The 25084-nt window shown below is 47.1% G+C and carries 24 protein-coding genes; 16 read left to right on the top strand and 8 right to left on the bottom strand.

The features are described 5' to 3' along the window. Positions 1 to 41: 41 nt before the first annotated feature. The 4 genes from F3J22_RS19990 to F3J22_RS19975 all read left to right on the top strand — a co-directional run bounded on the left by F3J22_RS19990 (position 42) and on the right by F3J22_RS19975 (position 6777). Positions 42 to 3386 (top strand): SusC/RagA family TonB-linked outer membrane protein, encoded by a 3345-nt coding sequence (locus F3J22_RS19990; RefSeq protein WP_167019708.1) that lies wholly within the window; start codon positions 42 to 44, stop codon positions 3384 to 3386. A gap of 50 nt (positions 3387 to 3436) precedes the next feature. Next, positions 3437 to 5068, top strand: coding sequence for a SusD/RagB family nutrient-binding outer membrane lipoprotein (locus tag F3J22_RS19985; protein ID WP_167019707.1), 1632 nt, complete (start codon positions 3437 to 3439; stop codon positions 5066 to 5068). A 41-nt stretch (positions 5069 to 5109) separates the two neighbouring features. Then, positions 5110 to 6024, top strand: coding sequence for a glycosyl hydrolase family 18 protein (locus F3J22_RS19980; RefSeq protein ID WP_167019706.1), 915 nt, complete (start codon positions 5110 to 5112; stop codon positions 6022 to 6024). Positions 6025 to 6183: 159 nt separating this feature from the next. After that, positions 6184 to 6777 carry an FMN-dependent NADH-azoreductase gene (locus F3J22_RS19975; protein ID WP_167019705.1) on the top strand — a complete coding sequence of 198 codons (594 nt, stop codon included), beginning with the start codon at positions 6184 to 6186 and terminating at the stop codon, positions 6775 to 6777. A gap of 44 nt (positions 6778 to 6821) precedes the next feature. Here F3J22_RS19975 and F3J22_RS19970 read toward each other — a convergent pair whose 3' ends face one another. From F3J22_RS19970 to F3J22_RS19955, 4 genes are all read right to left on the bottom strand, one after another. After that, a complete protein-coding gene (locus F3J22_RS19970) occupies positions 6822 to 7283 on the bottom strand; it encodes a hypothetical protein (protein ID WP_167019704.1) in 462 nt (153 codons plus the stop codon). Between the two features lie 62 nt (positions 7284 to 7345). Further along, a complete protein-coding gene (locus F3J22_RS19965) occupies positions 7346 to 8383 on the bottom strand; it encodes an AraC family transcriptional regulator (RefSeq protein WP_167019703.1) in 1038 nt (345 codons plus the stop codon). Positions 8384 to 8453: 70 nt separating this feature from the next. Continuing rightward, a complete protein-coding gene (locus F3J22_RS19960) occupies positions 8454 to 9155 on the bottom strand; it encodes a LytTR family DNA-binding domain-containing protein (RefSeq protein ID WP_167019702.1) in 702 nt (233 codons plus the stop codon). After that, entirely contained in the window at positions 9152 to 10177 is a 1026-nt protein-coding gene (locus tag F3J22_RS19955; RefSeq protein ID WP_167019701.1) for a sensor histidine kinase, read from the bottom strand. Before F3J22_RS19955 ends, F3J22_RS19960 begins: the two co-directional genes overlap by 4 nt. Positions 10178 to 10315: 138 nt before the next feature. On the opposite strand from F3J22_RS19955, the gene F3J22_RS19950 reads away from it, so the two are divergent. The 4 genes from F3J22_RS19950 (at position 10316) to F3J22_RS19935 (ending at position 15672) form a co-directional block, all read left to right on the top strand. After that, positions 10316 to 12493: an outer membrane beta-barrel family protein gene (locus tag F3J22_RS19950; protein ID WP_167019700.1), complete on the top strand. Its 2178-nt coding sequence runs from the start codon at positions 10316 to 10318 to the stop codon at positions 12491 to 12493. A 143-nt stretch (positions 12494 to 12636) separates the two neighbouring features. Beyond that, positions 12637 to 13185: a serine O-acetyltransferase gene (locus tag F3J22_RS19945; RefSeq protein WP_167019699.1), complete on the top strand. Its 549-nt coding sequence runs from the start codon at positions 12637 to 12639 to the stop codon at positions 13183 to 13185. A 117-nt stretch (positions 13186 to 13302) separates the two neighbouring features. Further along, positions 13303 to 14718 carry an aldehyde dehydrogenase family protein gene (locus F3J22_RS19940; RefSeq protein ID WP_167019698.1) on the top strand — a complete coding sequence of 472 codons (1416 nt, stop codon included), beginning with the start codon at positions 13303 to 13305 and terminating at the stop codon, positions 14716 to 14718. Between the two features lie 138 nt (positions 14719 to 14856). Beyond that, positions 14857 to 15672, top strand: a complete 816-nt coding sequence (locus F3J22_RS19935; RefSeq protein ID WP_205195443.1) for an AraC family transcriptional regulator — start codon at positions 14857 to 14859, stop codon at positions 15670 to 15672. Positions 15673 to 15676: 4 nt separating this feature from the next. Here F3J22_RS19935 and F3J22_RS19930 read toward each other — a convergent pair whose 3' ends face one another. Then, a complete protein-coding gene (locus F3J22_RS19930) occupies positions 15677 to 16042 on the bottom strand; it encodes a helix-turn-helix domain-containing protein (RefSeq protein ID WP_167019697.1) in 366 nt (121 codons plus the stop codon). Positions 16043 to 16174: 132 nt separating this feature from the next. On the opposite strand from F3J22_RS19930, the gene F3J22_RS19925 reads away from it, so the two are divergent. Then, positions 16175 to 16831, top strand: coding sequence for a DUF2306 domain-containing protein (locus F3J22_RS19925; RefSeq protein ID WP_167019696.1), 657 nt, complete (start codon positions 16175 to 16177; stop codon positions 16829 to 16831). A 60-nt stretch (positions 16832 to 16891) separates the two neighbouring features. Here F3J22_RS19925 and F3J22_RS19920 read toward each other — a convergent pair whose 3' ends face one another. After that, a complete protein-coding gene (locus F3J22_RS19920; RefSeq protein WP_167019695.1) occupies positions 16892 to 18514 on the bottom strand; it encodes an NADP-dependent glyceraldehyde-3-phosphate dehydrogenase in 1623 nt (540 codons plus the stop codon). Between the two features lie 268 nt (positions 18515 to 18782). Here F3J22_RS19920 and F3J22_RS19915 point away from each other — a divergent pair, with 268 nt between their 5' ends. The 7 genes from F3J22_RS19915 to F3J22_RS19885 all read left to right on the top strand — a co-directional run bounded on the left by F3J22_RS19915 (position 18783) and on the right by F3J22_RS19885 (position 23721). Beyond that, positions 18783 to 19127: a hypothetical protein gene (locus tag F3J22_RS19915; protein WP_167019694.1), complete on the top strand. Its 345-nt coding sequence runs from the start codon at positions 18783 to 18785 to the stop codon at positions 19125 to 19127. Between the two features lie 162 nt (positions 19128 to 19289). Further along, positions 19290 to 20108, top strand: a complete 819-nt coding sequence (locus F3J22_RS19910) for an MbnP family protein (RefSeq protein ID WP_167019693.1) — start codon at positions 19290 to 19292, stop codon at positions 20106 to 20108. Positions 20109 to 20119: 11 nt separating this feature from the next. Beyond that, positions 20120 to 21154, top strand: a complete 1035-nt coding sequence (locus F3J22_RS19905) for a cytochrome-c peroxidase (RefSeq protein WP_167019692.1) — start codon at positions 20120 to 20122, stop codon at positions 21152 to 21154. A 20-nt stretch (positions 21155 to 21174) separates the two neighbouring features. Then, positions 21175 to 22098 carry a transporter gene (locus F3J22_RS19900; protein WP_167019691.1) on the top strand — a complete coding sequence of 308 codons (924 nt, stop codon included), beginning with the start codon at positions 21175 to 21177 and terminating at the stop codon, positions 22096 to 22098. A gap of 18 nt (positions 22099 to 22116) precedes the next feature. Beyond that, on the top strand, positions 22117 to 22968 hold the full coding sequence (locus tag F3J22_RS19895) for an AraC family transcriptional regulator (protein ID WP_167019690.1): 852 nt from the start codon (positions 22117 to 22119) through the stop codon (positions 22966 to 22968). A 125-nt stretch (positions 22969 to 23093) separates the two neighbouring features. Continuing rightward, the gene (locus F3J22_RS19890; RefSeq protein ID WP_167019689.1) at positions 23094 to 23243 is read left to right on the top strand and encodes a hypothetical protein; all 150 of its coding nucleotides are present in this window, start codon (positions 23094 to 23096) and stop codon (positions 23241 to 23243) included. A gap of 142 nt (positions 23244 to 23385) precedes the next feature. Next, entirely contained in the window at positions 23386 to 23721 is a 336-nt protein-coding gene (locus F3J22_RS19885; RefSeq protein ID WP_167019688.1) for a hypothetical protein, read from the top strand. 70 nt (positions 23722 to 23791) lie between these two features. Here F3J22_RS19885 and F3J22_RS19880 read toward each other — a convergent pair whose 3' ends face one another. Together F3J22_RS19880 and F3J22_RS30740 are read right to left on the bottom strand one after the other, a co-directional pair. Beyond that, positions 23792 to 24877, bottom strand: coding sequence for a sulfatase-like hydrolase/transferase (locus F3J22_RS19880; protein ID WP_304487956.1), 1086 nt, complete (start codon positions 24875 to 24877; stop codon positions 23792 to 23794). After that, entirely contained in the window at positions 24841 to 25014 is a 174-nt protein-coding gene (locus F3J22_RS30740; protein ID WP_304487955.1) for a hypothetical protein, read from the bottom strand. Before F3J22_RS30740 ends, F3J22_RS19880 begins: the two co-directional genes overlap by 37 nt. Positions 25015 to 25084 lie beyond the last annotated feature (70 nt).

Here is a 25084-nt window from a genome sequence, read left to right as displayed (position 1 = left end):
CTTCCTATGCCCGGCACCGCAGGTTCAAAATATTCCTTTTAATGAAGTGGACTGCTATTTTTATGTTAGCTGTCAGTCTGCATGTAAGCGCCACCGGATACTCCCAGCACGTATCCATTACCGTGGAAAATGCCTCCCTGAAGAAGGTATTTAATGAGATCAGAAAACAGACAGGTTATTACCTGGTATGTGATGAATCCCTCCTTACCCAGACTGGCTCCGTGTCTTTCAGCGTCACCAACAGTACGATAGACGATGTATTACAGAAATGCTTTTCGGGTATCCCATTCAGTTACTCACTGGTAGAGAAAACCCTCATCATCAAACAAAGAGATGAGCTGGCGCCTCCCCAGGACTCCACCCGTCTTGTTACCGGGCGTATCAGCGACGACAGAAACCAGCCGCTGATCGGCGCCAGTATCAAGGTGAAAGGTACTGCCACCGGTACCACCACAGATGAGAACGGCCGTTTCACCATTGCCCTCAAAGAGCGCAGCGGAATGCTGGAAATCAGCTTCATCGGCTACGAAACCAAAACCGTAGCGGTAAATGGTACAGACAAAGGTTTAAGCCTTTCCCTGAACCGCGACAGCCGCCAGATTGGTGAGGTTGTGGTAGTTACAGCGCTGGGGTTGGGTAAGAAAAGTGCCAACCTGACCTATTCTACCCAATCGCTGGGTACGCAGGAACTGAATACCGTTAAAAGCACCAACGTACTTAACAGCCTCAGTGGCAAGGTTTCCGGCGTACAGATCAACCGTACCGGCGGCGGTGCAGGCGGTTCCGTGCGTATCGTTATCAGGGGAGATAAATCTACCCGCAACAGCCAGCCACTCTATGTGATCGACGGTTTACCCCTCATCAATCCCACTGGTGGCGCCGATGCCGGATGGTATAACTCTACTGCTGACGGTGGCGACATCCTCAGTACCATCAACCCGGAAGATATCGAGAGTATCAACATTCTTAAAGGCCCCTCCGCCTCCTCTCTTTATGGTAGCCAGGGTAGTAACGGTGTTATTCTCATTACGACGAAAAAAGCGAAAGCTGGTATCTCTAAAGTGGATGTGGCTAGCAGCCTGACCATGGACCAGGCCTTCAAATTCCCTGAAGAACAGTTTACCTACGGCCAGTCTACCCCCGCTACCGCCACCACCGAAGGCAGCGAAGATAGCTGGGGCGCCAAAGGTGCCACCATGCCTAATTCCAACTACATCAAAGACTTCTTCCAGACAGGTATGACCTGGATCAACAGTGTAGGCATGACCTGGGGTAATGATAAAACATCCAACTATCTCTCCTATGCCAATACCGACAACAAAGGGATAGTACCTACCAATACCCTCAAACAGAATACCCTGACCTTCCGCGAATCCGGTAAGTTCCTCAACGATAAACTGACCGTAGACGGAACGTTTATGGGTTCCATTCAAAATTCACATAACCGTATCAACCCGGGTGTGTACTTCAACCCACTCACAGGGTTATACGCTTTCCCGAGAGGACTCGATTTCAACCAGTACAAGAATTATGAGTTCTTCTCTACCTCCCGTTACCTGATGGCACAAAACTGGTGGGATATCAATACAGATAAAGGCTTCACCGGACAGGACTACCAGCAGAACCCTTACTGGGTACTGTACCGCAACCCTACCGATAACGAAAACAGAAACCTCTATACCGCGCTGAACCTCCGTTATACTATCAACGACTGGTTATCCGCACAGCTCAGAGGTAACTACAACAACTATCAGAACAACTTCCAGCGTAATACCTACGCCACTACACAAACCACGATCGCTGCCGATAACGGTTTGCTGAATGTGAACCATACCAATAACCAGACATTGTACGGCGATTTTGTATTACAGGCCAATAAAAACCTGAATCCGGATCTGTCCCTCAGTGCAACCCTGGGTACTTCTATCCAGGACCAGAAGGGCGCCACTACCAATGTACGCGGTGCACTCACTGTTCCGAACGTATTCCTCGAATCAGCCATCGACTGGAGCAATATTTCCAGGGCTGTCAACCAGAATACCGCTATCCGCCGCCAGATACAATCAGTTTTCGGCGCCGTGGAACTGGGTTACAAGGAAAAACTCTTCCTTAACCTGACCGATAGAAATGACTGGTCTTCCACCCTGGCCTATACTCCTTCCGCCGGCAAAGGATTCAACTACTATTCCGGAGGTTTAAGCGCCATCCTGAGTAAGATCTTCAACCTGCCAGACATGTTCGACTACGCGAAAGTTCGTGTATCCTACGCCGTTGTGGGTAATGATATCGATCCGTTCAGAACACGTCCGCTGTATACCTTCAATGCAGGCATCTCTACACCGCCAACAAGTAATCCTATACATGTGGCCGGTTACTACCTGCAGCCGGAAAAGAATAAATCGCTTGAAATCGGTACCCAGTGGAGCATCCTGAAAAATCGTTTATCCCTGGACGTTACCTACTATAAATCCAATATCACCAATCAGTTCTTCACGAATATCGCGGTTGCTCCAGGTCTTGGCGCAGGTACCACTGCAGACGTAAACGGAGGAAATATCCAGAACACCGGAATGGAAGCGGCGCTGACCTTTAATGCCGTTAAATCCCGCAATTTCAGCTGGAGCACTACGATCAACTATTCTTACAACAAGAATAAAGTGCTCGAACTGTTCAACTCCTCTGTAGTTGCCAACCCTTCTCCTGATCAGAAATATTCGCTGAGCGGCGGTTCAGGCTTCCTGGTACAAGGTGGCTCCTTCGGTGATATTTATGGCCGTGGATTTCTAAGAGATGCAGCCGGACATATCGTAGTAGGTACCAACAACCTGCCCATGTCTGCCGACAACCTTTACCTGGGCAATCCTAACCCTAAATCAATCGTTGGCTGGAGCAATACCATCAACGTCCATGATTTCTCTATCGGTATTCTGCTGGATGGAAAATTTGGCGGCAAAGTGCTGAGCACTACAGAAGCACTGCTCGACCAGATGGGTGTTAGCAAAAGAACAGGAGATGCCCGCGATAATGGCGGTAAAGTCACTATTGCCAACGCAGTAGACCAAACCGGTAAAGCAGTGACGGCAGTGGTAGACGCCAAAGATTACTATCAGTCTATAGGCGGTAAAAGCCCTGTTTCAGAGGCTTACATGTACGATGCCACAGCGGTACGTCTGAGAGAGTTCTCTATATCCTACACGCTGAAACTGGACAAACTGGTTAAACAGATCCGCTTTAGCGCTATTGGTAATAATCTCTTCTTCCTTTACAACAAGGCGCCGTTTGATCCTGAGCAGGTAGCTGCTGTTAACCCGGGTGGTGTGGGTGTAGATGTATTTGGCCTGCCCACCTACCGTAGCTATGGTTTCAGCATTAAAGCCTCACTGTAATAGTGCAGGTAAGATGAAAAATCATTCGTTCCTATTAAAAAAGAGCTCACATGAAAATTACGCTATATAAAAGTTGCTACGTGATGATGACAGCCATGCTGTTGGCATCCTGTACAAAAAATTTCGAGTCACTCAACACCAACCCGGCCGGGGTTACGGAAGATGTATTCAAGGCCGATTTCCAGCAGATCATCCTGCCACTGGTGAATACGCAGAAGAACATTGTTCCTGCTTCCTCCGGCGACTACCAGTTACAACAAAATCTGAATGCTGATATCTACAGCGGATATATGATGACGCCTACGCCTTTCAACAGCGGCATCAATAACTCCAACTATTTCATGATGGATGGCTGGAACGTCGATATTTACAACGTTGTCTACAACAATGTACTGCAACCCCTCAGTGATTATAAGCGACTGGCGGCCACCTACCAGGGCGTGGATTTCTCCTTCACAGATGCGATGGCCAAAACCATTAAAGTATTGGCCTGTCATCGTACAGCAGATGTTTTCGGACCCATCATCTACACAAAATATGGTCAGGCCAATGCCGATCTCTCTGTAGACTATGATTCACAACAGGATGCCTATAATGCATTCTTTAAAGACCTGGATACTGCTGCCACCCTGCTAAAACCTTTTACTACAGGACAAAAAACAGTACTATCAGCGTTTAACAAAGCAGATATCATCTATGGCGGTAATCCTACCAAATGGTTGAAACTGGTAAACACCCTTCGTTTGCGACTGGCCATCAGGATTATCTATGCAGATAAAGCGACCGCAAAGCTCCAGGGCGAAAAAGCGCTGGATCCGGCCAGTGGTGGTCTTATCACTGCTAATGCCGACAATGCCATCATCGATTTCGGACAACGTTCACCAATAGACGAAATTGTTGGATGGGGCGATATCCGCAGTGGTGCACCACTCACCAGTTACCTGAATGGTTACAGCGACCCGCGTATGCCTCATATGGTGGCACCTGCCACCGTGGCTGTTGTTGCCGGAAAATATATCGGCATCAGAAATGGTGTGGCCATAGATGATAAAAACCGCTACGGCGGCTATTCAATTCCACTGGCCAAAGCCGCAGCAGCAGACTATTTCGATCCTAAAGACGGTAAAGGTAAACTGCTGGGTGCAGCAGAAACTTACTTCCTCATGGCCGAAGCAGGACTCAATGGCTGGACAGGCGCAGGAAAGGTAAGTGATAACTATCATCTGGGTATTACCACCTCTTTTGCAGAATGGGCCGCAGGATCGTCTGCCGACTATGAAAATGACAACACCTCTACCGCTGCGCCTTATGTGGACCCTCAGGCAAAAACTGCCGGTGCCAACGATGTTCCACTGAAAGACGCCAACCTCAGCACTATCACCATCAAATGGGATGATGCCGCCACACCTGAAAAACAGCTGGAGCGCATCATCACACAGAAATGGATCGCTATCTATCCTGACGGAGAAGAAGCATGGACAGAATTCAGAAGAACTGGTTACCCTAAATTGTTCCCCGTGGTAATAAACAACAGTGGAGGCCTGATCACCGGATTTATCCGCAGGCTGCCAATTCCAAGCAAGTATCAGTCGAACAACAAACCTGGCTACGACAGAGCAGTATTAACGCTCAAAGGGCCAGACAATGGCGGAACAAAATTATGGTGGGATAGTAAGCCCTAATCGTGTAGCCCTCGATTAATTCACCATAAAACACCCTCGTTATGAGAATTCAGCACGTTGTAATGGCGCTATCAATGATATCATTGATAGCCTTTAACTCCTGTTCCAAAAATGAGAGCACGCTGCAACCCATCAATGGAAAAGCAGCTGCCATTGTTACCGCCCTGCCTGTTACCGGCAAAAACAAAGTAGCCTATTATGCTTTTGATGCTACACCGGTAAGCCAGGGTTACATGTCTCTCCTCAATTTCACCGACAGCGCCAACATCGTTGTTGTATTTGAAGGTACCCTATGGGAACTGGCAGATACCGTCAACTACAACACCGGATGGATGGTAAACAGTATCTACAAGTACAAAAAACAGGTATTGGCCGACATCCAGACCTTGCGTGCACGCGGCGTAAAAGTATTGATGAACGTAGATGATGCTGCCTCCTGGAGCACCACTACCCCATTCACTACGTATAACGGCACCGCTTATACGTACACGCAGTTTGCTTCGTTTATTAATACCTGTGTAAACACCGTCGGACTGGACGGTATTTCCCTCGACGTCGAACATGGTGCCACCGATAATACCAATTATCGGAACCTGATCAAGGAACTGGGTAAATACTTCGGTCCGCAGTCTTCTGCCAGCACCTCCAAAATCTATACTGGTGCCGTTTATTCAGGTGGCGCTCCTGGACCTGCGTTCAGAGACACCGTACTCGGCAACAAGATGAATTTTGTGATGGATATGGCTTATTTCAGCAACAACACCACCCGCTTTAACTACTGGTCTGCCACTTTAGGCAATGCCAGAGTAATGGATGGTATGTCGCGCGATTACAACACCCAGGCCACTGCTGTGAGCTTCGCACAATGGCACCCTTCACCAGACAAAGCCGGTATCATGGTTTTTGCAGGCAACGTAAATAAAACGTACACAGATGCTATTCTGAGTGCGCTTTAATCATTGCTTTCACCTGTTACCAGCACATATCTATTAGCCCTTCATACATAGCGGGTGACATACAATGGGGACGTCCTGATAGGGGGCGTCCTCTATTTTTTTTATACAGATGTCCCCATTTGCTTTTGCCGATCGTCATGGGAGTAAATAATTGTTACCATGACAAACAAACGGGTATTACATATCACCACCAGTCCACGCGCTGCCTCCTACAGTAAAGGCCTGAGTACCGCCATCACAGACAGGTTACTGTCCCGTGAAGTCATCGACTTAACCGAAAGAGACCTGACAAAATCACCTCCTCCCTTCCCGGATGAGCTACTGACCGGCGCTTTTTATAAAGATCCGGCCACGCTCACCGCACAGGAACAGTCCCTGCTCCGCTATGCTGATGCGGTAGTGGCGGATGTCAGCCAGGCTGATATTATCGTCATCGGTACTCCCATGTACAACCTGGGCATGCCGGCCGTTTTAAAGGCCTGGATCGATCAGCTGGTACGCTTTGGCGTTACTTATGATTATGATGAAAATTTCAGGCGGAAATGCCGCTTTAATGGCAAAACAATATACCTGGCCATTGCCTCCGGTGGCCGGCTGGCCGACTGGCCCCAGGGAACCGAATTCATTGCGGCGCCTGTAGAAGCCGCCTTCAATGCCTATGTAGGTACAACTACGGTCAGGACTTTCCGCGTGGAAGGTACCGCCATGCCGGGGTTTCAACCGGATTACCAGCAGATATTAGCTGATTTTTAGGCAGAGGCGGATGTCTTGCCGGTAAGACATCCGCCTTTTATCTTTTATAGCGGATGGACCATCTGCCGCTGATCGCTGTAATATCTCACCAGGTAAACAAGCGCAGCTATCAGTAAAAAACCTTGTAAACAACCGGTAAACTCAAAAAAGAAATTATCCGGCATTTCGTACATGGGCGGAGGAAAAAGCTTCAATAAACCGGCGGTACTGAGCCCGCCAAAAAACAGGATGTTCTTTAATACATGATTATAGATGCCTTCGTATAAACCGATAAACAATACCGGGAATATGATCGTAATTACCTGGAATAATACCAGCCATAGCCGTTTGCCACGGCGGGAGTACATCCTGTATATTATCCATTCTGCCAGCACTACCGGTACTGCAAATAATGCGGTATACATCCGGAAATGCTGCGGGTAGATCAGGCTCCCATAAAAATGATGAAGGATAGTCATGCCCATAATGGCCATTGTCAGCAGGTAAAACCTATGCAAATGCTTCATGATTGTTGTTTTCCCAAAGGTCGCCAGGCGGCCGGCGATTCTTTTGAATGGAATTTACCTGATCAGAGCTGCACCATACGCGGGCAGGTACAGCCGGTATTGAGATAGGCTGTAGGCGTAAATCCGGAGAAACGGGTAAACTGCCGGTTGAAATGTGCCTGATCAGCATAGGCTTCACTCCAGTTGAAACCGGTGAGCCTGGAAGTAGGCAACATGGAAACAGCCTGAATGCTGTTAAAGAACAGGCGGATCTGCTGCATTACCTTGGGGGTAACGCCAACGAACATACGAAAGAGATGGATCAGGTGCTTCTGTGAATAGCCGGATTTCGCTACCAGCAAAGCCAGTGGCTGACCGATGTTTTCGATCATATAACGTATCACCGACGCTTCTACCGGAAATTTCCCGCTTGCTCCCATCCGGCCGCTAAAAAACTGCAGGAGCATCGGCAAATGCAGCTTAGTGTCTGTAGTTTTCTGAAGGGCATCCACCAGGATATTAACCGGTTCACCGAATATGGCAGCGGCATTAAAGGCCTGGTTTAATAGCTGCTCCTGGGGAATGCCGGTGCAGGAAAATAAACCATCCGGCTGAAAACGAATGATGATGCGGCGCATCCTGCTTTCCTGCGGGTGATCTACCGGCTGGTCGCGCTGTCCTATCAGGGTAGCAGTAGCACTGCTGAGGTTAAGAATGAGTTGCGCATGCCCATCGGGCAGAATCTTTTCCGTCTGACAGGCATTATCGGAACATTCAAAATATACGATACTTTCTATAACAGCACGAAGATAATCAGGTATGGGAAAGCACTCCAGCACAACGCCTGCTGACTGCCACTGCCGGAAACTTTTTTTCAGCGCAGCCATACGGCTGCCGGCACCGCTATTTATCAGTGCGGCATGTTGTTGTGTTAATAATGATTTGGCTGATAAGGAAAGTTGACCTGCAAATTGCAGCAGCTGGTATTTGGTAGGCAGCAGTAGTCCGTGCTCCATGCGAAGCAACGCCGGCGCGGGAATATGGCTAATGCCGGCAAATTGCGATGCCGGGTACCCTGCCTTCTCCCGGATGTCCCTGATATATACACCCAGCAATTCCATTTACCAAAATTAAACCCATTCCGGCAGAAAGCTTTGTACTTTTTTTACCTGGTGATTGCCTGCTGTTACATTACCGCTGTACCCATTCACTCACCAGCTTACGGTACGTTTCACCTATGGGTAAAAACGTCCCATCCGTGAGCTGGATCTGATTCCCTTCTATGACCTTAATCTTACTGAGCGGAATGATATAGGAACGATGGATACGTACAAATTGCTGCCGGGGAAGCTTTTCGAGGATGTCTTTCATGTTTTCCAGCACCATAATTTTGTCAGACTCCGTATGGATACGGATATAATCTTTCAAACCTTCAATATAAATGATTTCAGTGGTAGCTATTTTATAGTGCTTACGGTCAGCCTTTACGAAAAGTGACTCTTCCGTATTACCTGCTTGCTGCTGAAAGGTTTCCTGCCAGCGAAAATACTTCTCCACGCTCTGATAAAAACGGTTAAAGGTAACGGGCTTCAGCAGGAAGTCGATCACATGAAACTGATAGGCATCCAATGCATATTGCGGGTAGGCAGAGGTAATAATAAAATTATGCTGGCGGTTAAACAGCTGCATCAGTTCAATCCCTGTCAGCTGGGGCATTTGTATATCGAGGAACACCAGGTCTACCGTTTCGGCCTTCAGTATTTCCATGGCTTTAAATACGTCGCTGCCGGCATACAGTACATTCAGTTCAGGCACCTTGGAGGCGTAGTCCGCGATCAGCTTTACTGCAAAAGGCTCGTCGTCCAGTATCATACAGTTGATTCTTTTTCTCATCTCAGTTTGATTGATAGTTGTGCAGTGAATTTATTATTGCTGCTGCTCAGTTGCAGCTGATGGTTACCGGGATAATAAAGGTGCAGGCGCTTTTTCAGGTTGTCCAGCCCTATCCCGCCCAGTTTATCTTTCTGCTGGGTACCGATCTCGTTTTCAACGTGAAACTTCAATGCCTGCTTACTGGCGTGCAGGGTAATGGTAATAGGATCTTTCGCAGAGGCCACCCCGTGCTTCAGGGCATTCTCCACCAATGGCGACAACATATACGGAGGAATTTCTATATATTCATCATCTACATTATCTATAAAATTTACAAATGCTGTGGTGGCATGGCGAAGCTCTTCCAGCTCAATATATGCTTTGATATATTCAACTTCATCCGCCAGCCGTATCTTTTCCTTTTGCGATTCATAGGTGGTAAAACGCATGATCTGACTGAGCTTTTCAATGGCAGGCAGTGATTTATCCGACTGAAAATATACCATGGAATAGATATTGTTCAGGGTGTTGAAAATAAAATGCGGGTTGATCTGTGCTTTGAGAAACTTAATCTCCGTATTCTTGTTTTCTTCAAGGATAGCCTGATTATATTCCAGCAACCGGATAACATAAATACCCAGCCACAGGAAAGAACTGAGGATAACCGGCATACTGCTGTATTGCAGGTTATCGAGCATATAATTGAAAAAAGCAGGGTTGGTATAGTTGATACGATCGAAAAGTATGTCCGTGATTACCTGCTCCGTCAGCCAGCGCATACCGGTAAAGAACAGGTAAGAAATGAATAGGCCAGCCACCAGCCGCCACCAGCTGAAATTCCTGAATACCAGCTTCATCACCACCAGGTAATGAAAGTAAAAAGTGGCCAGAAACACCACCAGGTAAGTACCATAAAACAGGTCAGGCACAACGAATTTCACCTGTATCGGGTTCTTTACAAAAGTAAAATACGCTGCCAGTAACCAGAACAGGCAGTGTACCATCACTTCTTTCTTCTTTGATAAAGTTCCCAGGTATTTCATTGCTACAATTTTTACAAAGCTATTCATTTCCAAAAAGATACCATACCGGGTTCGTAGAAAAACGGAAGGGGTTTGTCGATAAAAGTAGTAGAAGGCATTTATTCCGCTGAGTTTTGTGGGGTACTTAATTCGCAACTCATGAAACAAATGATCCTGATACTGCTGGCAAATCTTTCCTGTTCCTATGTGTACGCACAGCAACCCGCTGCTGCCACTGATTCCATTCCTGCTGCCAAAATCACTGAACTAAAAGGTATTACTATCTCCACCAGAAAAAAAATGATAGAACAAAAAGTGGACAGAACGATCTTCCACGTAGAAAATGCGATCATGCCTGCCGGCGGCACCGCTGTGGATGCCCTGAAGGCCACGCCTGGCGTGAGAGTACAACAGGACAATATCTCCATTATTGGCAAAGGAGCGGTATTGGTGATGATAGATGACCGCCTGCAACGTATGACGCCAGAAGATCTCGCCATCTTCCTGAAGTCCATTCCGGCAGAAAATATCAAAAGCATTGAAGTTATTACCACTCCCCCATCCAAATACGAAGCAGAAGGCAATAATGGCCTTCTCAACATCAGACTGAAAAAGGCCAGGGCCAATTCCTGGAATGCCAGCATAGGCGCCGCCTACATACAGAAAACCTATAGTGGCAGCGATGTACAGGGAGTATTCAACTACAACCATAACCACCTGGCCTTGCAGGCATCATTCAATAAAGGACAACAGCAACTGCTTACCAATAGTACGTCACAGGTTTTCTATCCTAAAGAACTATGGGAACAGGTGGTAAAGAATAAATCCACCGACAACACCAGCAGCGCCAGTTTCGGCCTGGATTACCAGCTGACACCGACATGGGCCACAGGCATCAGGTACCTGGGTAGCTTTACCGACCGTAACTCCACCAATCAGCCGCTTACTACCCGATACGGCAGCAGTAACGTCAATGGCTATATTAATTCAGACGTGGCGGCCGGCAATAAACCTGTTATGCATGCCATCAACTGGCATCAGGTGTTCACACAGGATTCCGGCAAAAAAACCTTCAGCACGGATCTGGATTTCTTCAGCTACGACAAGCGTGATAACCGCAGCTATAGCGGCAATGAGCTAGATCCCTACAAAGGGATAATTCCGGGTAGTTTCTTCGCTGCCAATAATAACAACATTAATAAAATGCACAACATTGCTTTTAAAGCAGATGCCGACATTCCTTACAAATGGGCTAACATCAGCTTCGGCGGCAGGTTCTCCCTTACCAATACCAATAATGACCTTACCGTATTTGACCTTCATAGCGGCAGCCCGGTGCTGAATAGCGAACAGTCAAATATGTTTAATTACAAAGAATACAATGAAGCCCTTTATTTTTCTGCCAGTAAAAAGATCAGCAGCAAATGGGAAACCCAGGCCGGATGGAGGATTGAAGCTACACAAACCAGCGGCTACTCCCAAAATCTTAACCAGACAAACACCAATCGCTATCTGCAATTCTTCCCTACCGCCTATATAACCTATACGCCCAACACGGAAAATACCTTTTCACTGAATTACAGCCGCCGCATACGCCGGCCGGACTTCGACTACCTGAACCCTTTTATTGTTCGCAGCAGCCCGTATTTCTATGCAGCGGGGAACCCATTCCTGCAACCATCCTATATTAACAACCTTGAATTTTCGTATATGCTGCATCAGCACTGGACCGTAAACGTATACCATTCTGCCGTGAGCAATTTCAGCCAGGATTTATCCATTACCGACAGCAGTACCAATATTACCAGGCAAACCCCGCTGAATTACGCCAACACCAGCCAGACAGGCATTTCCAGCTATTATAATTTCAGCCAGTGGAGCTGGTGGACCAGCTACACCGGTTTCAATGTGAACTATCAGCGTGTACGCTCCAGGGTGAGTAATGTAAGTTCTATAGATGGCTATAACGGGTATATCTATACGAATAATGATTTTACACTCAACAAATCAAAATCATGCTTCCTCAGTCTGAATTATGCCCTACAGCTGCCTGGCCGCTACCAGATCTTTCAGATTTCCACCCTCAACATCCTCGACGTATCGGTAAAGTTCCTGCTGGCAAAGAAAAAACTGGCGATAACCTTAACCGGGGAAGACCTGCTCAACGCTCAAAAACCACTCATCGCCTATTATTCCAATGGCATTAAAAATACCGTCCAAAGCTATGGCGACACGAGGGGATTCCGTATAGGGCTAACGTATAAACTGGGTAATAAATTAATCAACGTGAAGCAACGTAATTTCGGCAACGAAGAAGAAAGAAACAGGGCCAATTAATAAAGGAATGCTCTGGCCCGCTATCCCCTGTAACACCTGTTAATACAGGCATTACAGGGGATCATCTGTATAAAAATAAAATGACTATATTTACCCCTACCATATCTTAACCATTACGCCCCTACGACGGGCATTGAAAAACCATGAACAGAAAAATCAAAGCTGATCTCTACCGCTATGGCGGATTATCAGGTACAAAAGGATTCATCAAAGGCTTGCGCATACCGGGTTTCAGGTATATGTACCTGATGCGTAAATCTTCGGAAGGCAGTAAATTTTCCCTTAAACGTTTGTTTTATAGTATGCTGAGAAGGAAGTATTCTTTCAGATATGGCATCCAGATCCCGTCTGCCACACAGATAGGAGAAGGCTTCTATATCGGGCATTTCGGAACTATTGTTATCAATGAAAAAGCCATTATCGGTAAAAACTGCAATATTGCCCATAACGTGACCATTGGCCAGGCCAACAGGGGTAAGCTCAAAGGCTTTCCTACCATCGGCGACAATGTATGGATCGGCACCGGCGCCGTGATCGTTGGCAATGTCAATATCGGCTCCAATGTGCTGATAGCGCCTAACTCCTACGTCAACGTAGATGTACCGGAATACTCACTCGTCATGGGTAACCCCTGTAAGGTAGTACCAAAGGAAAATCCCTGCGAAGGCTATATCAATAACATTTTAAACTAATATATCATACTTCTGCCCGCTTAAATCATGAGCCGTACAACAAAGTAAATTTGAGCTGTACAACAAAGCATATTTTTTGTTTCTACCTGAACTTTGTACCAGTAAAAACAAAAAAATATGAAAAGTATAGATAAAGGTTACATCAACGGAGCGTTCGTAACATTACACGGCACACAGGTTTTTGATCTTGTTAGTCCAACCGACCACCAGCTGCTCGGGCAGGTAACACTCGGCGACGAAACGGATGTTGAGCGGGCAGTTGCTGCCGCTAAGGAAGCATTTAAGACTTTTCGCCACTCTTCAGTTGCGGAACGCATCCAGCTACTTCATAACCTCCGTGAAGCTGTCAGCAAAAGATTGCCGGAGCTCACAGAAGTGATGATACAGGAATATGGCGGCACCCGCCAGTTCTGTACCATGAGTACGCAATATTCGCTCTCCTATTTCGATAGCCTGATTGAAACACTGCAAAACTTCGAATTTGAGCGCAAAGCGGGCCATACAATGGTACAACTGACCGCAGTTGGTGTTGTAGGTATCATCACGCCATGGAACGCCAGCAACGGCTTTATTTGCAGCAAACTGGCCACTGCCATCGCAGCAGGTTGTACCGTAGTGGCAAAACCCAGCGAAATGAGCGCCCTGCAAACGCAGCTGCTCACAGAAATATTCCATGAAGCCGGACTTCCCAAAGGCCTTTTCAACGTAGTAAACGGGCTGGGAAATGTAGTTGGTAATGCCATCACCACCCACCCCGACATCGCCAAAATATCCTTCACCGGCTCCACTGTAACGGGTAAGCATATTGCCAGAACAGCAGTTGACACCATCAAACGAGTAACCCTGGAACTGGGTGGTAAGTCGCCCAACATCATCCTTGACGATGCCGACTTCGAAAAAGCCATTCCACAGGCAGTATTTGGCGCCTATATGAACAACGGCCAGGCTTGTATTGCCCCTACCCGCCTGCTGGTACCGGCATCCAGACTCGAAGAAGTCAACCAGCTGGCCAAAGCAGCAGCCGCACAAGTGGTGGTAGGCAACCCTTCCGATGAGAATACCAACGTAGGCCCGATGGTATCAGAGAAACAGTACGAACGCGTACAGTCCTATATCAACATCGGCATCCATGAAGGCGCCACACTCCTCGCCGGCGGCACCGGCAAGCCCGCCGGACTCGAAAACGGCAACTTCGTCAAAGCCACTATCTTCACCAACGTACGCAACGACATGCGCATCGCACAGGAAGAAATCTTCGGCCCGGTGCTGTCCATCATTCCTTACGAAAATGAAGCTGATGCCATCGCCATCGCCAACGATACCACCTACGGACTGGCAGCGTACGTTACCTCCGCGGATGAACAGCGCGCCATACGTGTGGCAGCACAAATAGACGCAGGAAGAGTGTGCGTAAACGGGTTTAAACATGATCCCCTGGCGCCTTTCGGCGGGTTCAAACAATCTGGTATCGGCAGGGAGTTTGGTACCTTCGGACTCGAAGAATACCTGGAACCTAAATCCATCCTGATATAAGTTTTATATTTGATTACGATAATGTGGAATAAAGGCCCCGCGCTCCGCGCGGGGCCACTCAAATGATACCGAAGGTATCATTTGTAAATTCGCTTCGATGCTGGATTCGCAACTGCCTTCGGCGGTATCTCGCTTATCATGAATAATAAAAATATGACTGATCATAATAACTATATCAACTACTCCTGTCACTTCACCGCTTTCCGCGAGGGCGAGCAGTTTGTGCGGCATCAGACACTTTCCATGATAGTATCAGGGGAAATGGAACTGAACGATGGCACCGTCCGTAAGGTATTGCGTAAGGGAGATGTTTACCTGGCCAGGAAAAACCAGCTGTTGAAGTTTGCTAAAAACCCGACCGAGAAAGAGGAATTTAAATCATTGTCTATCTGGTTCAATGAGGAACTACTGCAGGAAGTCCGCGACCAGGAAGATTATCAGCTGGAAGAAAAGCTGATCACACCTGCCTTTATTGATCTATCCGACGCACAGCATGTAAAGTATTTCATGGAGTCGTTGCTGCAATACAAAGACCTCCTGGAGAATAAATCGCCTGAATTATTGCATATCAAACAGAAAGAAGCATTGATGCTGTTGTTTGCGTATGATAAAAACCTGAAGCGTGTATTGTTTGATTTTACGGAACCTTATAAAATCAACCTGGAAGAATTCATGCAGCAGAACTATCATTTCAATGTGAAGCTGGAACGCTTTGCCTACCTTACCGGGCGTAGCCTGGCAACCTTCAAGCGTGATTTCCAGAAAATCTTTAATACTTCGCCGCGTAGCTGGCTGCAGCAGCGCCGATTACAGGAGGCATATTTCCTGATCACCAACAAACGGCAACGCCCCAACGATTTTTACCTGGACCTGGGCTTTGAAGACCTCTCGCACTTCTCCTATGCCTTTAAGAAACAGTACGGCCATGCACCTACGGAGTTACTGAATGGCTAAACAACTATACAGCTTTTGCTGCCTGCATACCCATACGTTCCTTTATCAGGTCCGCGTGGTCGATGCCCCATTTGTCTATACTTGCCAGGATGGGTAACATCGTTTCGCCAAGGGCGGTGAGTTTGTAAGTACTTCGTTTAGGATAAACATCTTCCGTAAACCGCTCTACCATACCAAAAGCCAGCAACTCTGCCAGCTGCATTTCTATCACCCGTGCAGCAGCATCCGGCATATACCTGGCAATATCACTGGGGCGGGAAATTCCCTTGCCCACCGCATCCAGGATACAGCACTTCCATTTACCACCCAATACCTGCATCGCCAGGAAGATACCACAGTCAGGGTCCAGTTCTATTTTTCGTGTATACATACAGTTTAGGTTATCTCTTTAAAGGTACAGCATCCTGCATAAAAATACTTTCCGGATCATACCGAATCTTTTTTCGGGTATTGTCTGGCCAGCCGCTTCCACAGACATTTGCCCAGACAAAAACGACTGGCAATGCAAAAATCAACGACGATCAGAAAACCTTTTCCTTTCAGCCTCACAGACATCATTCCTTTGCTGATATGGATCAGCATATTTTTTATGGCCTGGCTGTTCATGCATCCGGCAGATCCATACCTGGCCATGACGCGGGAAGCACTGGGCCGCTACTTTCCGGTGCGGTGGTTTCTCATCGCACATATTACTTCCGGTGGCGGATCTTTGCTTAGCGGAGCCATACAGTTCTGGCCCAAACTGCGAAACTACAGCCCCCTCCTGCACCGGGCCGTTGGCTATATTTACCTGCTGGCAGTTCTGGTAAGCAGCATTTGTGCGCTGGTACTGGCTTCCACTGCGGCCTATGCATTGAGCTGGGCCTATGCATTCACCTTACAGGTATGGGCGTCTGTATGGATCAGCGCTACCTTTATCGCCTTCTGGATGGCAGTCAGGAAACAATTTAAGCTACATAAAGAATGGATGATCAGGAGTTACATCATCACGGTGGCTTTCCTGGTTTCAGGCTTTGCCAGCAGGCTGCCTGTCATGCAGCAGCTGGGCAGCTTTGCAGAAGTAAGCGTGCCGCTTTTCTGGATGGGATGGGCTGTACCGCTTTATGTGTATGAAATAATCAGGAGTAGCAGTTTCGGTAAGAAGAAACCGGGGAGATAAAAAGCGCTAATAGAAAATGCCCTGCGCTTCGCGCAGGGCATTGATCAAACTTTTTCTCTTTTAGAAAATATAATTCGTACTTAAGAAATCCGAACTATGTTCTTTCAGGATATCTTCCAGTAACTGTTTATTGGTATCATTCATTTTAGTGGCAACCAGCGAGCGGATAGAGAAGGAACGCAGCGCATCATGTACCGATAAAGTCCCTTCTGCACTGTCTTTACGGCCGGTAAACGGAAACACATCCGGGCCGCGCTGACACTGGCAGTTGATATTTACCCTGCTCACCTGGTTTACCAGCGGATCTATCAGCGTTGCTACTTCTTCAGGATTATTACTGAAGATGCTCACCTGTTGTCCGTGCGGGGATTCTATCAGGTATTCGATCGTTTCTTCGATCTCATCGTAAGGCACCACAGGTATTACCGGGCCAAACTGTTCTTCCCTGTAGAGTTTCATCTTATCGTTGACAGGGTATACCACCGCCGGGAATACAAATGATTCCGCCGTAGCGCCACCATTTTCATTGACGATCGCAGCACCGTGCTTAATGGCGTCGTCCAGTACTTCACGGATATACGCAGGCTTTCCTGGTTCAGCCACTGGCGTGAGTTGTACTCCTTTCACCCAAGGCATACCGAATTTCATTTTGCCAATGGCCTCACTCAGCCTGGCGTTGAACTCATCCGCAACAGAACGGTGAACAAAGAGGATCTTGATGGCGGTACAACGTTGACCATTATACGATAATGCACCGAGGATACACTCGTTTACGGCCACCTGGATGTCTGCATGCTCGGTGATAATAGCGGCATTTTTAGCATCCAGACTCAATACTGCACGCAGGCGGTTCAGTTTGGGATGGTGCTTGCGCAGGTCGTTGGCTACTTTGCTGCTGCCGATAAAGGCCAGCACATTGATTTTGCCGGTAGACATAATACCCGGGATCACCGCGGCACCGCGGCCGTAAATCGTATTTACCACCCCTTTAGGGAACGACTCCATAAAAGCACGCAACAGCGGGTAATGTAATAATGTACCATGTTTCGGCGGTTTGAACAGGATGGTATTCCCCATCAGTAAAGCCGGGATCAGCGTGGTAAAGGTTTCATTCAGCGGATAGTTGAATGGACCCATGCACAGCACCACTCCCAGCGGGGAACGGCGGATCTGGGCAATCGTGCCTTCCCTGATCTCAAAACGGGAAGAACTGCGGTCAATCTCTTTCAGCGCATCTATGGTGGCATTTATATATTCAATGGTGCGGTCAAATTCCTTGATGGAATCTGCATAGGATTTCCCTATCTCCCACATAATGAGCTTGACGATAAGTGTACGTTGCTCGTTCATCTTTCGGGCAAATACGGAAAGACAGTCGATACGATCGTCCAGGCGCATGGTAGGCCATTCGCCACGGCCATTGTCATATGCAGCCAGGGCCGCATCCAGCGCTTCAAAGGCTTCCTTTTCGGTACCAAGCGGATAAGTGCCTATCAGCTTGCGCTTCAGCCCTTCGGCACCAGGAATATTGATCGGAGAATATACTTCACTCACCGGCCCATCCCACTGCCTCATTTCGCCATTTACTAAGTACTCGCGCTGATGGATCTCTGAAATACGGAATTCTTCCGGTATCTCCCGCTCCTCAACAAAAAGTTGCTTTAGGTCTTCTTGAAAACTCATGTGAAAAAATTTATGTGTACAAAGTACACAAATTATTTTATTATCAAAATAGAATATATTGATAGCGGTATAGAGAGATATTTATTTGTTGCTATTACTCCGGAGAAATTCCCGTTTATTGTAATTATTGTCCGCTTTTATTGCAGGCTATTAACCAATTAGGTACTACATTTGCGCCAGCATATTTTGCTGAATAGTAAGGAGTCAGCATTAACCTGGTAGCAATTTTAATCTGATCATGCGGAAACAACTCATAACAGTGCTTTTTATGATGGTTTGGCTTTGCCAGCTGTCTGGCCGTTATGTGGTACTGCTCGACTACTATCTCAACCAGGACTATATCGCCGGCAACCTCTGTGAAAACAGGAACAAGCCCCAGCTGCATTGTAATGGTAAATGTCACCTGGCGAAAAAGATGCATGAAGAAGACCGTAAAGACCAGGAAAATCCTGAGCGCAAACTGGAGAACAAGCTGGAATACTGTACAGCTTTGCATTCCGACATCCTCCTCGCACCTGCTTTTAATATCCAACATGATATACCCTATCATCCACAATCTATAGGATACCCCATAGATCAGCCTTCTGCCGTGTTTCGCCCTCCTATTGCCTGATCTCCTTTAGTTATACCTGTTATTTTTTTCTGCAGATGATCATCTGCATTTATCTGCCTGCGCTATATCCTGGCGGATATCCGACTACAGTTTCCTTTTAAAAAATCTGCATCCACATGCAGAAAGGGATTGCTATTGCCTGCACCTTTCAACATATTATTCATGAAACACATCAACATATTACTGACTACCGCTCTTATTGCAATCACGACTTTCAGCGCCTGTAAAAAAGAGGATACCACTGCCCCATCCGGCAGTAGCGCCAAAGCGACCTTGTCTATTCAGTTTGACAATATTGTGGGAGATAAAAATCTGCAATTGGGTACCGGCACCTATACCAATGCTTCGGGAGAACAATTCAAAATCGATTTTTTAAAATATTATATCACCAATATCAAAGCCACCAACAATAAGGGTATTGAATACACAGTTCCGAAAGACAGCAGCTACTTCCTCGTATCAGAGGCAGATGGCGCTTCACAGTTCGTGAAAGTACGCGTACCTGAAGGAGAATATACTGCTATCAGTTTTGTATTGGGAGTAGATAGCCTGAGCAGCGTAATGGACGTTGCCAAAAGAACCGGCGTACTGGACCCTTCCGGCGGCATGGACCAGGGCATGTACTGGGAATGGAATATGGGTTATATCTTCTTTAAGATGGAAGGCTCTTCTCCTGCTGCCCCGGCGGATCCCAGCGGCAACTGTAAGTTTCGTTACCATATAGGTGGCTTCGGTGGCTATAGCGCACCGACTATCAATAACATCAAGACCATCAAGGTGGACCTCACCAAAGCCGGCGTAGCAAAAGTCCGCGCCGGACGTGAAGCGAACGTTCACCTGATGGTCGATATACTGAAAGTATTCAACGGCGCCACCAATGTGAGCATTGCCAGCAATCCCACGGTGATGTTCTCCAATTTCAGCACCATCGTAGCCGGCAACTATGCCAATATGTTTACGCATGACCATACCGAAAACTAAATCAGGGCGGTATGAAAAAAAGCTATAGGTATATCACGTTACTGGCTTTACTGATTTGGTCCTGTAGCCGGGATAAGGCTACTACACCCGCTTTTGAAGGATTCGTACAACCGGCAGGGTTTCCCCTGCCGGTGTACCATCTCGCCGGCAATCCGGTAACGCGTGAAGGTTTTGAGCTGGGACGCAAGCTATTTTACGAGCCCCGGCTGTCAAGGAACAACACCATTTCCTGTGGCAGCTGTCACCTTCAAAGCTCCGCGTTCACGCATCATGGCCATGATATCAGTCATGGTATCGACGACCGTCTTGGTAGCCGCAATGCGCCGCCCATCATGAACCTGGCATGGAATACTACGTTTATGTGGGATGGTGGCATCTTCGACCTCGACCTTCAGCCGGTGGCGCCTATCAGCAATTTTGTAGAAATGGACGAAAAGGTAAGTAATGTGCTGGAAAAGCTGAAAGCCACGCCACCCTATCCTGAACTATTCAGGAAAGCCTTTGGCAGCAAGGATATTACCACTGCCACTATGATGAAAGCCATGTCGCAGTTTATGGTGATGGTAGTGAGTGATCAGGCTAAATACGATAGTGTGCGCCGAGGGCAAACCACTTTTACACCTGATGAAAGCCGCGGCTATGCCCTATTTCAGCAACATTGCAACAGCTGCCACCGCGAGCCTTTGTTTACAGATCATTCGTTCCGGAATAATGGTATCGGCCCCGGCCCTAACAACGATTCCGGCCGTTTCGCCATTACGCTGAAACCGGGAGACATGTACGCCTTCAGGGTACCGAGTCTGCGCAACCTGGCCTATACCGCGCCCTATATGCACGATGGCAGGTTCTATACCTTGCAAGGTGTGCTTACGCACTATACGTCGGAGATAACGGACATGCCTACACTGGACCCGATCCTGAAAACCGGCGACAAGCCAGGCATCGCGCTGTCAGCAACAGAACAACAGCAATTGCTGATCTTCCTGAATACACTTAATGATAAAAAATTCATCACAGACAAACGGTTTTCCCAGGAAACACCCTGATCTGCATAAAAAATATCTGTATGAAAAAAATAATTGTATTACTTACATTTATATTCCTCACCAGCTATAAACTGTATGCCTGCGACATCTGCGGCTGCGGCGTTGGCAGCTATTACATCGGTATTCTGCCAGACTTTAAGCAAAAATTCGTAGGACTCAGGTACCAATATAAAACACTGACATCGCACCTGGGGCCTGGCGGCACGCATTCCTATCTTACCACTGCGGAAACCTATCAGACAGCAGAGCTCTGGGGAGGATGGAATATTGGCAAACGGTTCCGGGTAATAGGCTTTGTACCTGTCAATTTCAACAGCCGCGAAAACCAGGGAGCGACCCTTCGCCGCTCCGGCCCTGGCGACATCGCCGCTGTAGGCTATTATCAGCTGTTTGACCAACAACAGACCGTAGGGAATAAATTACTGGTACAATCACTGTGGGTGGGCGCCGGCATAAAGCTGCCTACCGGTAAATATGAACCCGCGGAGCATAAGGAAAATGAAGACACGCCTAATAATTTTCAGCTGGGCACCGCCAGCACCGACTTCACGCTCAATGCCATGTATGACGTCCGGCTGATGGACTTCGGCATCAATGCCAACGTGAGTTATAAGGTCAATACCGGCAACCGGTACGATTACCGCTACGGCAACAAGTTCACCGCCAACCTGCTGGCCTATTATAAGATCAGGGCAACCAGTAAAGTAACGGTAGCGCCTAATGCCGGTATGTTGTATGAAACCGCTGCACAGGATACAGAAGCAAAAAAATATGCAGTCGATAACTCCGGCGGCTATACGCTGATGGGCACTACCGGCCTGGAAGTGACGATGGGCAATATCTCATTGGGGGCCAACTGGCAGCCTGTTATCGCACAGCAACTGGCCAACAATACGCTGAAAGCCGGCAGCAGGGCCATGGTGCATATCAGTTACCTGTTTTGATCTCTTAATTGGTTGTGTATGAAATCCGGAGAAATTACAACGTGTATACTTCCTGTTGAAAATGAAAATTTCCAGGCGGCAACTATGGATCAGTTTCCTGAAAAGCTTATCCCGACAGGTATTCCGGTCAAACTGGGCTTTTATGTTCTGTTACTGACAGAAAAAGGAAGACCTGGCATTACCATCGATGGACAGGCGATAGCCGTTTCCACTCCTGCTGTGATCTGTGCCAGGCCAGGTAGTATTATGCAATGGCAGAAGACAGCAAAGCTAAAAGGGTACATGATTTGTTTTACTGCAAATTTTTTTTCAGTAAGATATAATAACAATGCCTTGTCTGGCTTTGCCTTCCTCGAAAGTGCAAATGGCGGGCATCTACCATTAAATACCATACAGCATAAAACCTGGAATACACTGTTGGAACAAGTAATGCTGGAATCTAACCAACAACATAAAAACAGGGACAGCATCCTGCGTTCTTACCTGAATATCATGCTTTGCATGTTTGATCGTGAGCGTCCGGCGGAAGTAGTACTAACGAAAAGGAATATACGGGAAGAAAAAATCAGGCAGTTCAAATCCATGCTGGATGAGCATTTCATCTTACATAAAGCACCATCTTTTTATGCCGGATGCCTGAACATCACCACCAACTACCTGAACAAGCTTTGCAAGCAACAGGAAGGCTTATCCTGTGGTGCGATGATCAGGCGTAGGGTCACCATTGAGGCACAGCGGTTGCTACACTATACCGCCGACCCTATTACGGATATTGCACACCAGCTGGAGTTTGAGCAGGTATCCTATTTCATTACCTTCTTTAAAAAAAATGTGGGCGTAACGCCGGAACATTATAGAAAAAACAATTAGAAAAATGTCGGGATATTCAGCCGGAGAAAGAGTTACCATCAGGGTAAGGGTAAGAACAAAAACCGGGATTAAGATAGTACCGGTACCCAAGGTGATAAAAATGAATCTTAACTAAAACAACATTTATGATAAAAAATACCAATGATGTATTAAAAAGGAATGAGCGAAAATTTAATCGTAGCAGGCGGATGGTAAAACTGACACTGGCGCTGATACTATTGCTCATGGCTGGGTTGCAATATCATCACCTGATAGAAATATTGCAATCGATATAGGAAGTAGCTGAAATATAGCGTTTGTAATTGCAGCAGTATTGCAGCAGAAATTAAAAGGTCTTTTCCATTCAACTGCCATTTTATATCAGTGGCCGGATGTTATTTCGCGAGCATTCTTTTTAACCCAAACCACGCATTTACAATGAAAAAGATCCTTATTCTTCTCCTGCTGGTAGTAGCTTCTGTGGCAGTTAAAGCGCAGGCACAGTACTTCTGTAAAAGTTATGTCCAGACATCCTCCGACTCCTGGAGTATTGCGGTAAACAAAGATGCCAGCTGGAGCGCCAGAGGCCCGATCGAATACCGGGTCACCATTTACACCAATACTGGTGCTACTATTGGCAGCTGGCAGCCTTTTTACAGTGGCCAGGTAATAGCTTCCAGTGGCCTCGGCGGCACGGCTGTCATTGAAATAAGAATACTGAACTTATTGACAGGCGCTGTTCTTTCACAGTTTGAGGTAACTACCACCTGCTGATGACAACATTAAAAAAAAGCAGCCTCTACTGAGTAGAGACTGCTTTTTAACCATATATGAAGCGTAAAACCTAGTGTATTGAAATCTGTACTCTGCCCGGGTATTTTTTCAATACCCCCCTATAGCGGAGGAATTCAGTTTGTAAAGGAACACCCAGCGGGATATGCCTGATACCCACTGTTTCATCTTCTTGTGGATTCGTATACAGGTTAAACATGATAGAACCGAAAGCCTGTACCAGTCCGCCGCTGAAGCCTCCGTTAAAGCCGCGTTGCGTGATTGCATTCGCCTGCTGTGCCAGCTCCATGAATTTAAATTCATCTACCCTTACAGCAGATAATTTATCATCCCAGAAGTAGAACACGCTTTTCCTGTTGCTCTGGCTATTATCGCCGGCGAGGAAAGACAACTGATCAATGCCATCAATATAGGTAGTTGCGGGAACCAGCTTTGACACCTCTGCCCCCGGTTTGCCAGCAATGGCCATGGAAGTAGGCAATACATCAGCCAGGTCAAACAATCCGTCAGATTTACGGGGTTTCACGACTCCTTTCCAATATACGAAAGTAGGTACCCTTACTCCTCCTTCATAGGTAGAACCTTTTGCGCCGCGGAAAGCTGTTCTGCCGGCAGGCGGCACCTCTGATTCCGGGCCGTTATCTGAAGTAAAGAGAATCAGGGTATTTTCGAGCTCACCAGTCTCCTGCAAGACCTTAATCAGTCTGCCGAATACATCATCAATCTCCACGATTGCATCGCCATAAACCGTGCGGGAAGCAGACCTGCCTTCGTAATAACTGTTTGGATAGTTATCGAAATGTGCTGCCCTGGTACAATAATACAGGAAGAATGGTTTTTTGCTGCCGGCCTGTTTTTTCAGGAAATCTTCCCCATACTTGCACCAGTCCTGGTCGAGGTTTTTAATATTATCTACCGTGATCTCCTTTACTTCTTCAATTTTCCCACCTTTGGCGGAGTGTACATCATATTTGCTGAAAGGAAGGTCTTCGATATACTTATAACGGTCAGGGCTCAACGCTACTTCCGGATTATAGGTAGGGTCGCGCCATTCGGTATACATATCCGATACAGAGAGGAAGCCACGGAAGTCGTCGAAGCCTACGTTCTGAGGCTGGGAGCCATTGTTTTCCCCCATATGATGGTGGCCTTTGTAGGGGAACAGCTGGGTTGAGAATAGGCACTGGTAAGTATCATGCCTTGTGCTGCAATGCTGTCTATAATAGGGGTATTATTACCAACAGAGATACCACCGCCATTAAAGCCGAAGTCCATATGGATGATTAATGTGGTTAGAATGATTGCTGCAGGTTGTTATGCCGGAACTAATTTGTTATACGCAAAT

It is taken from the genome of Chitinophaga sp. Cy-1792 (assembly GCF_011752935.1).
In the GTDB taxonomy this organism is placed as follows: domain Bacteria; phylum Bacteroidota; class Bacteroidia; order Chitinophagales; family Chitinophagaceae; genus Chitinophaga.
The sequence above is the reverse complement of the archived record's forward strand: the minus strand, read 5'-3'. Positions and strand labels throughout refer to the sequence as shown.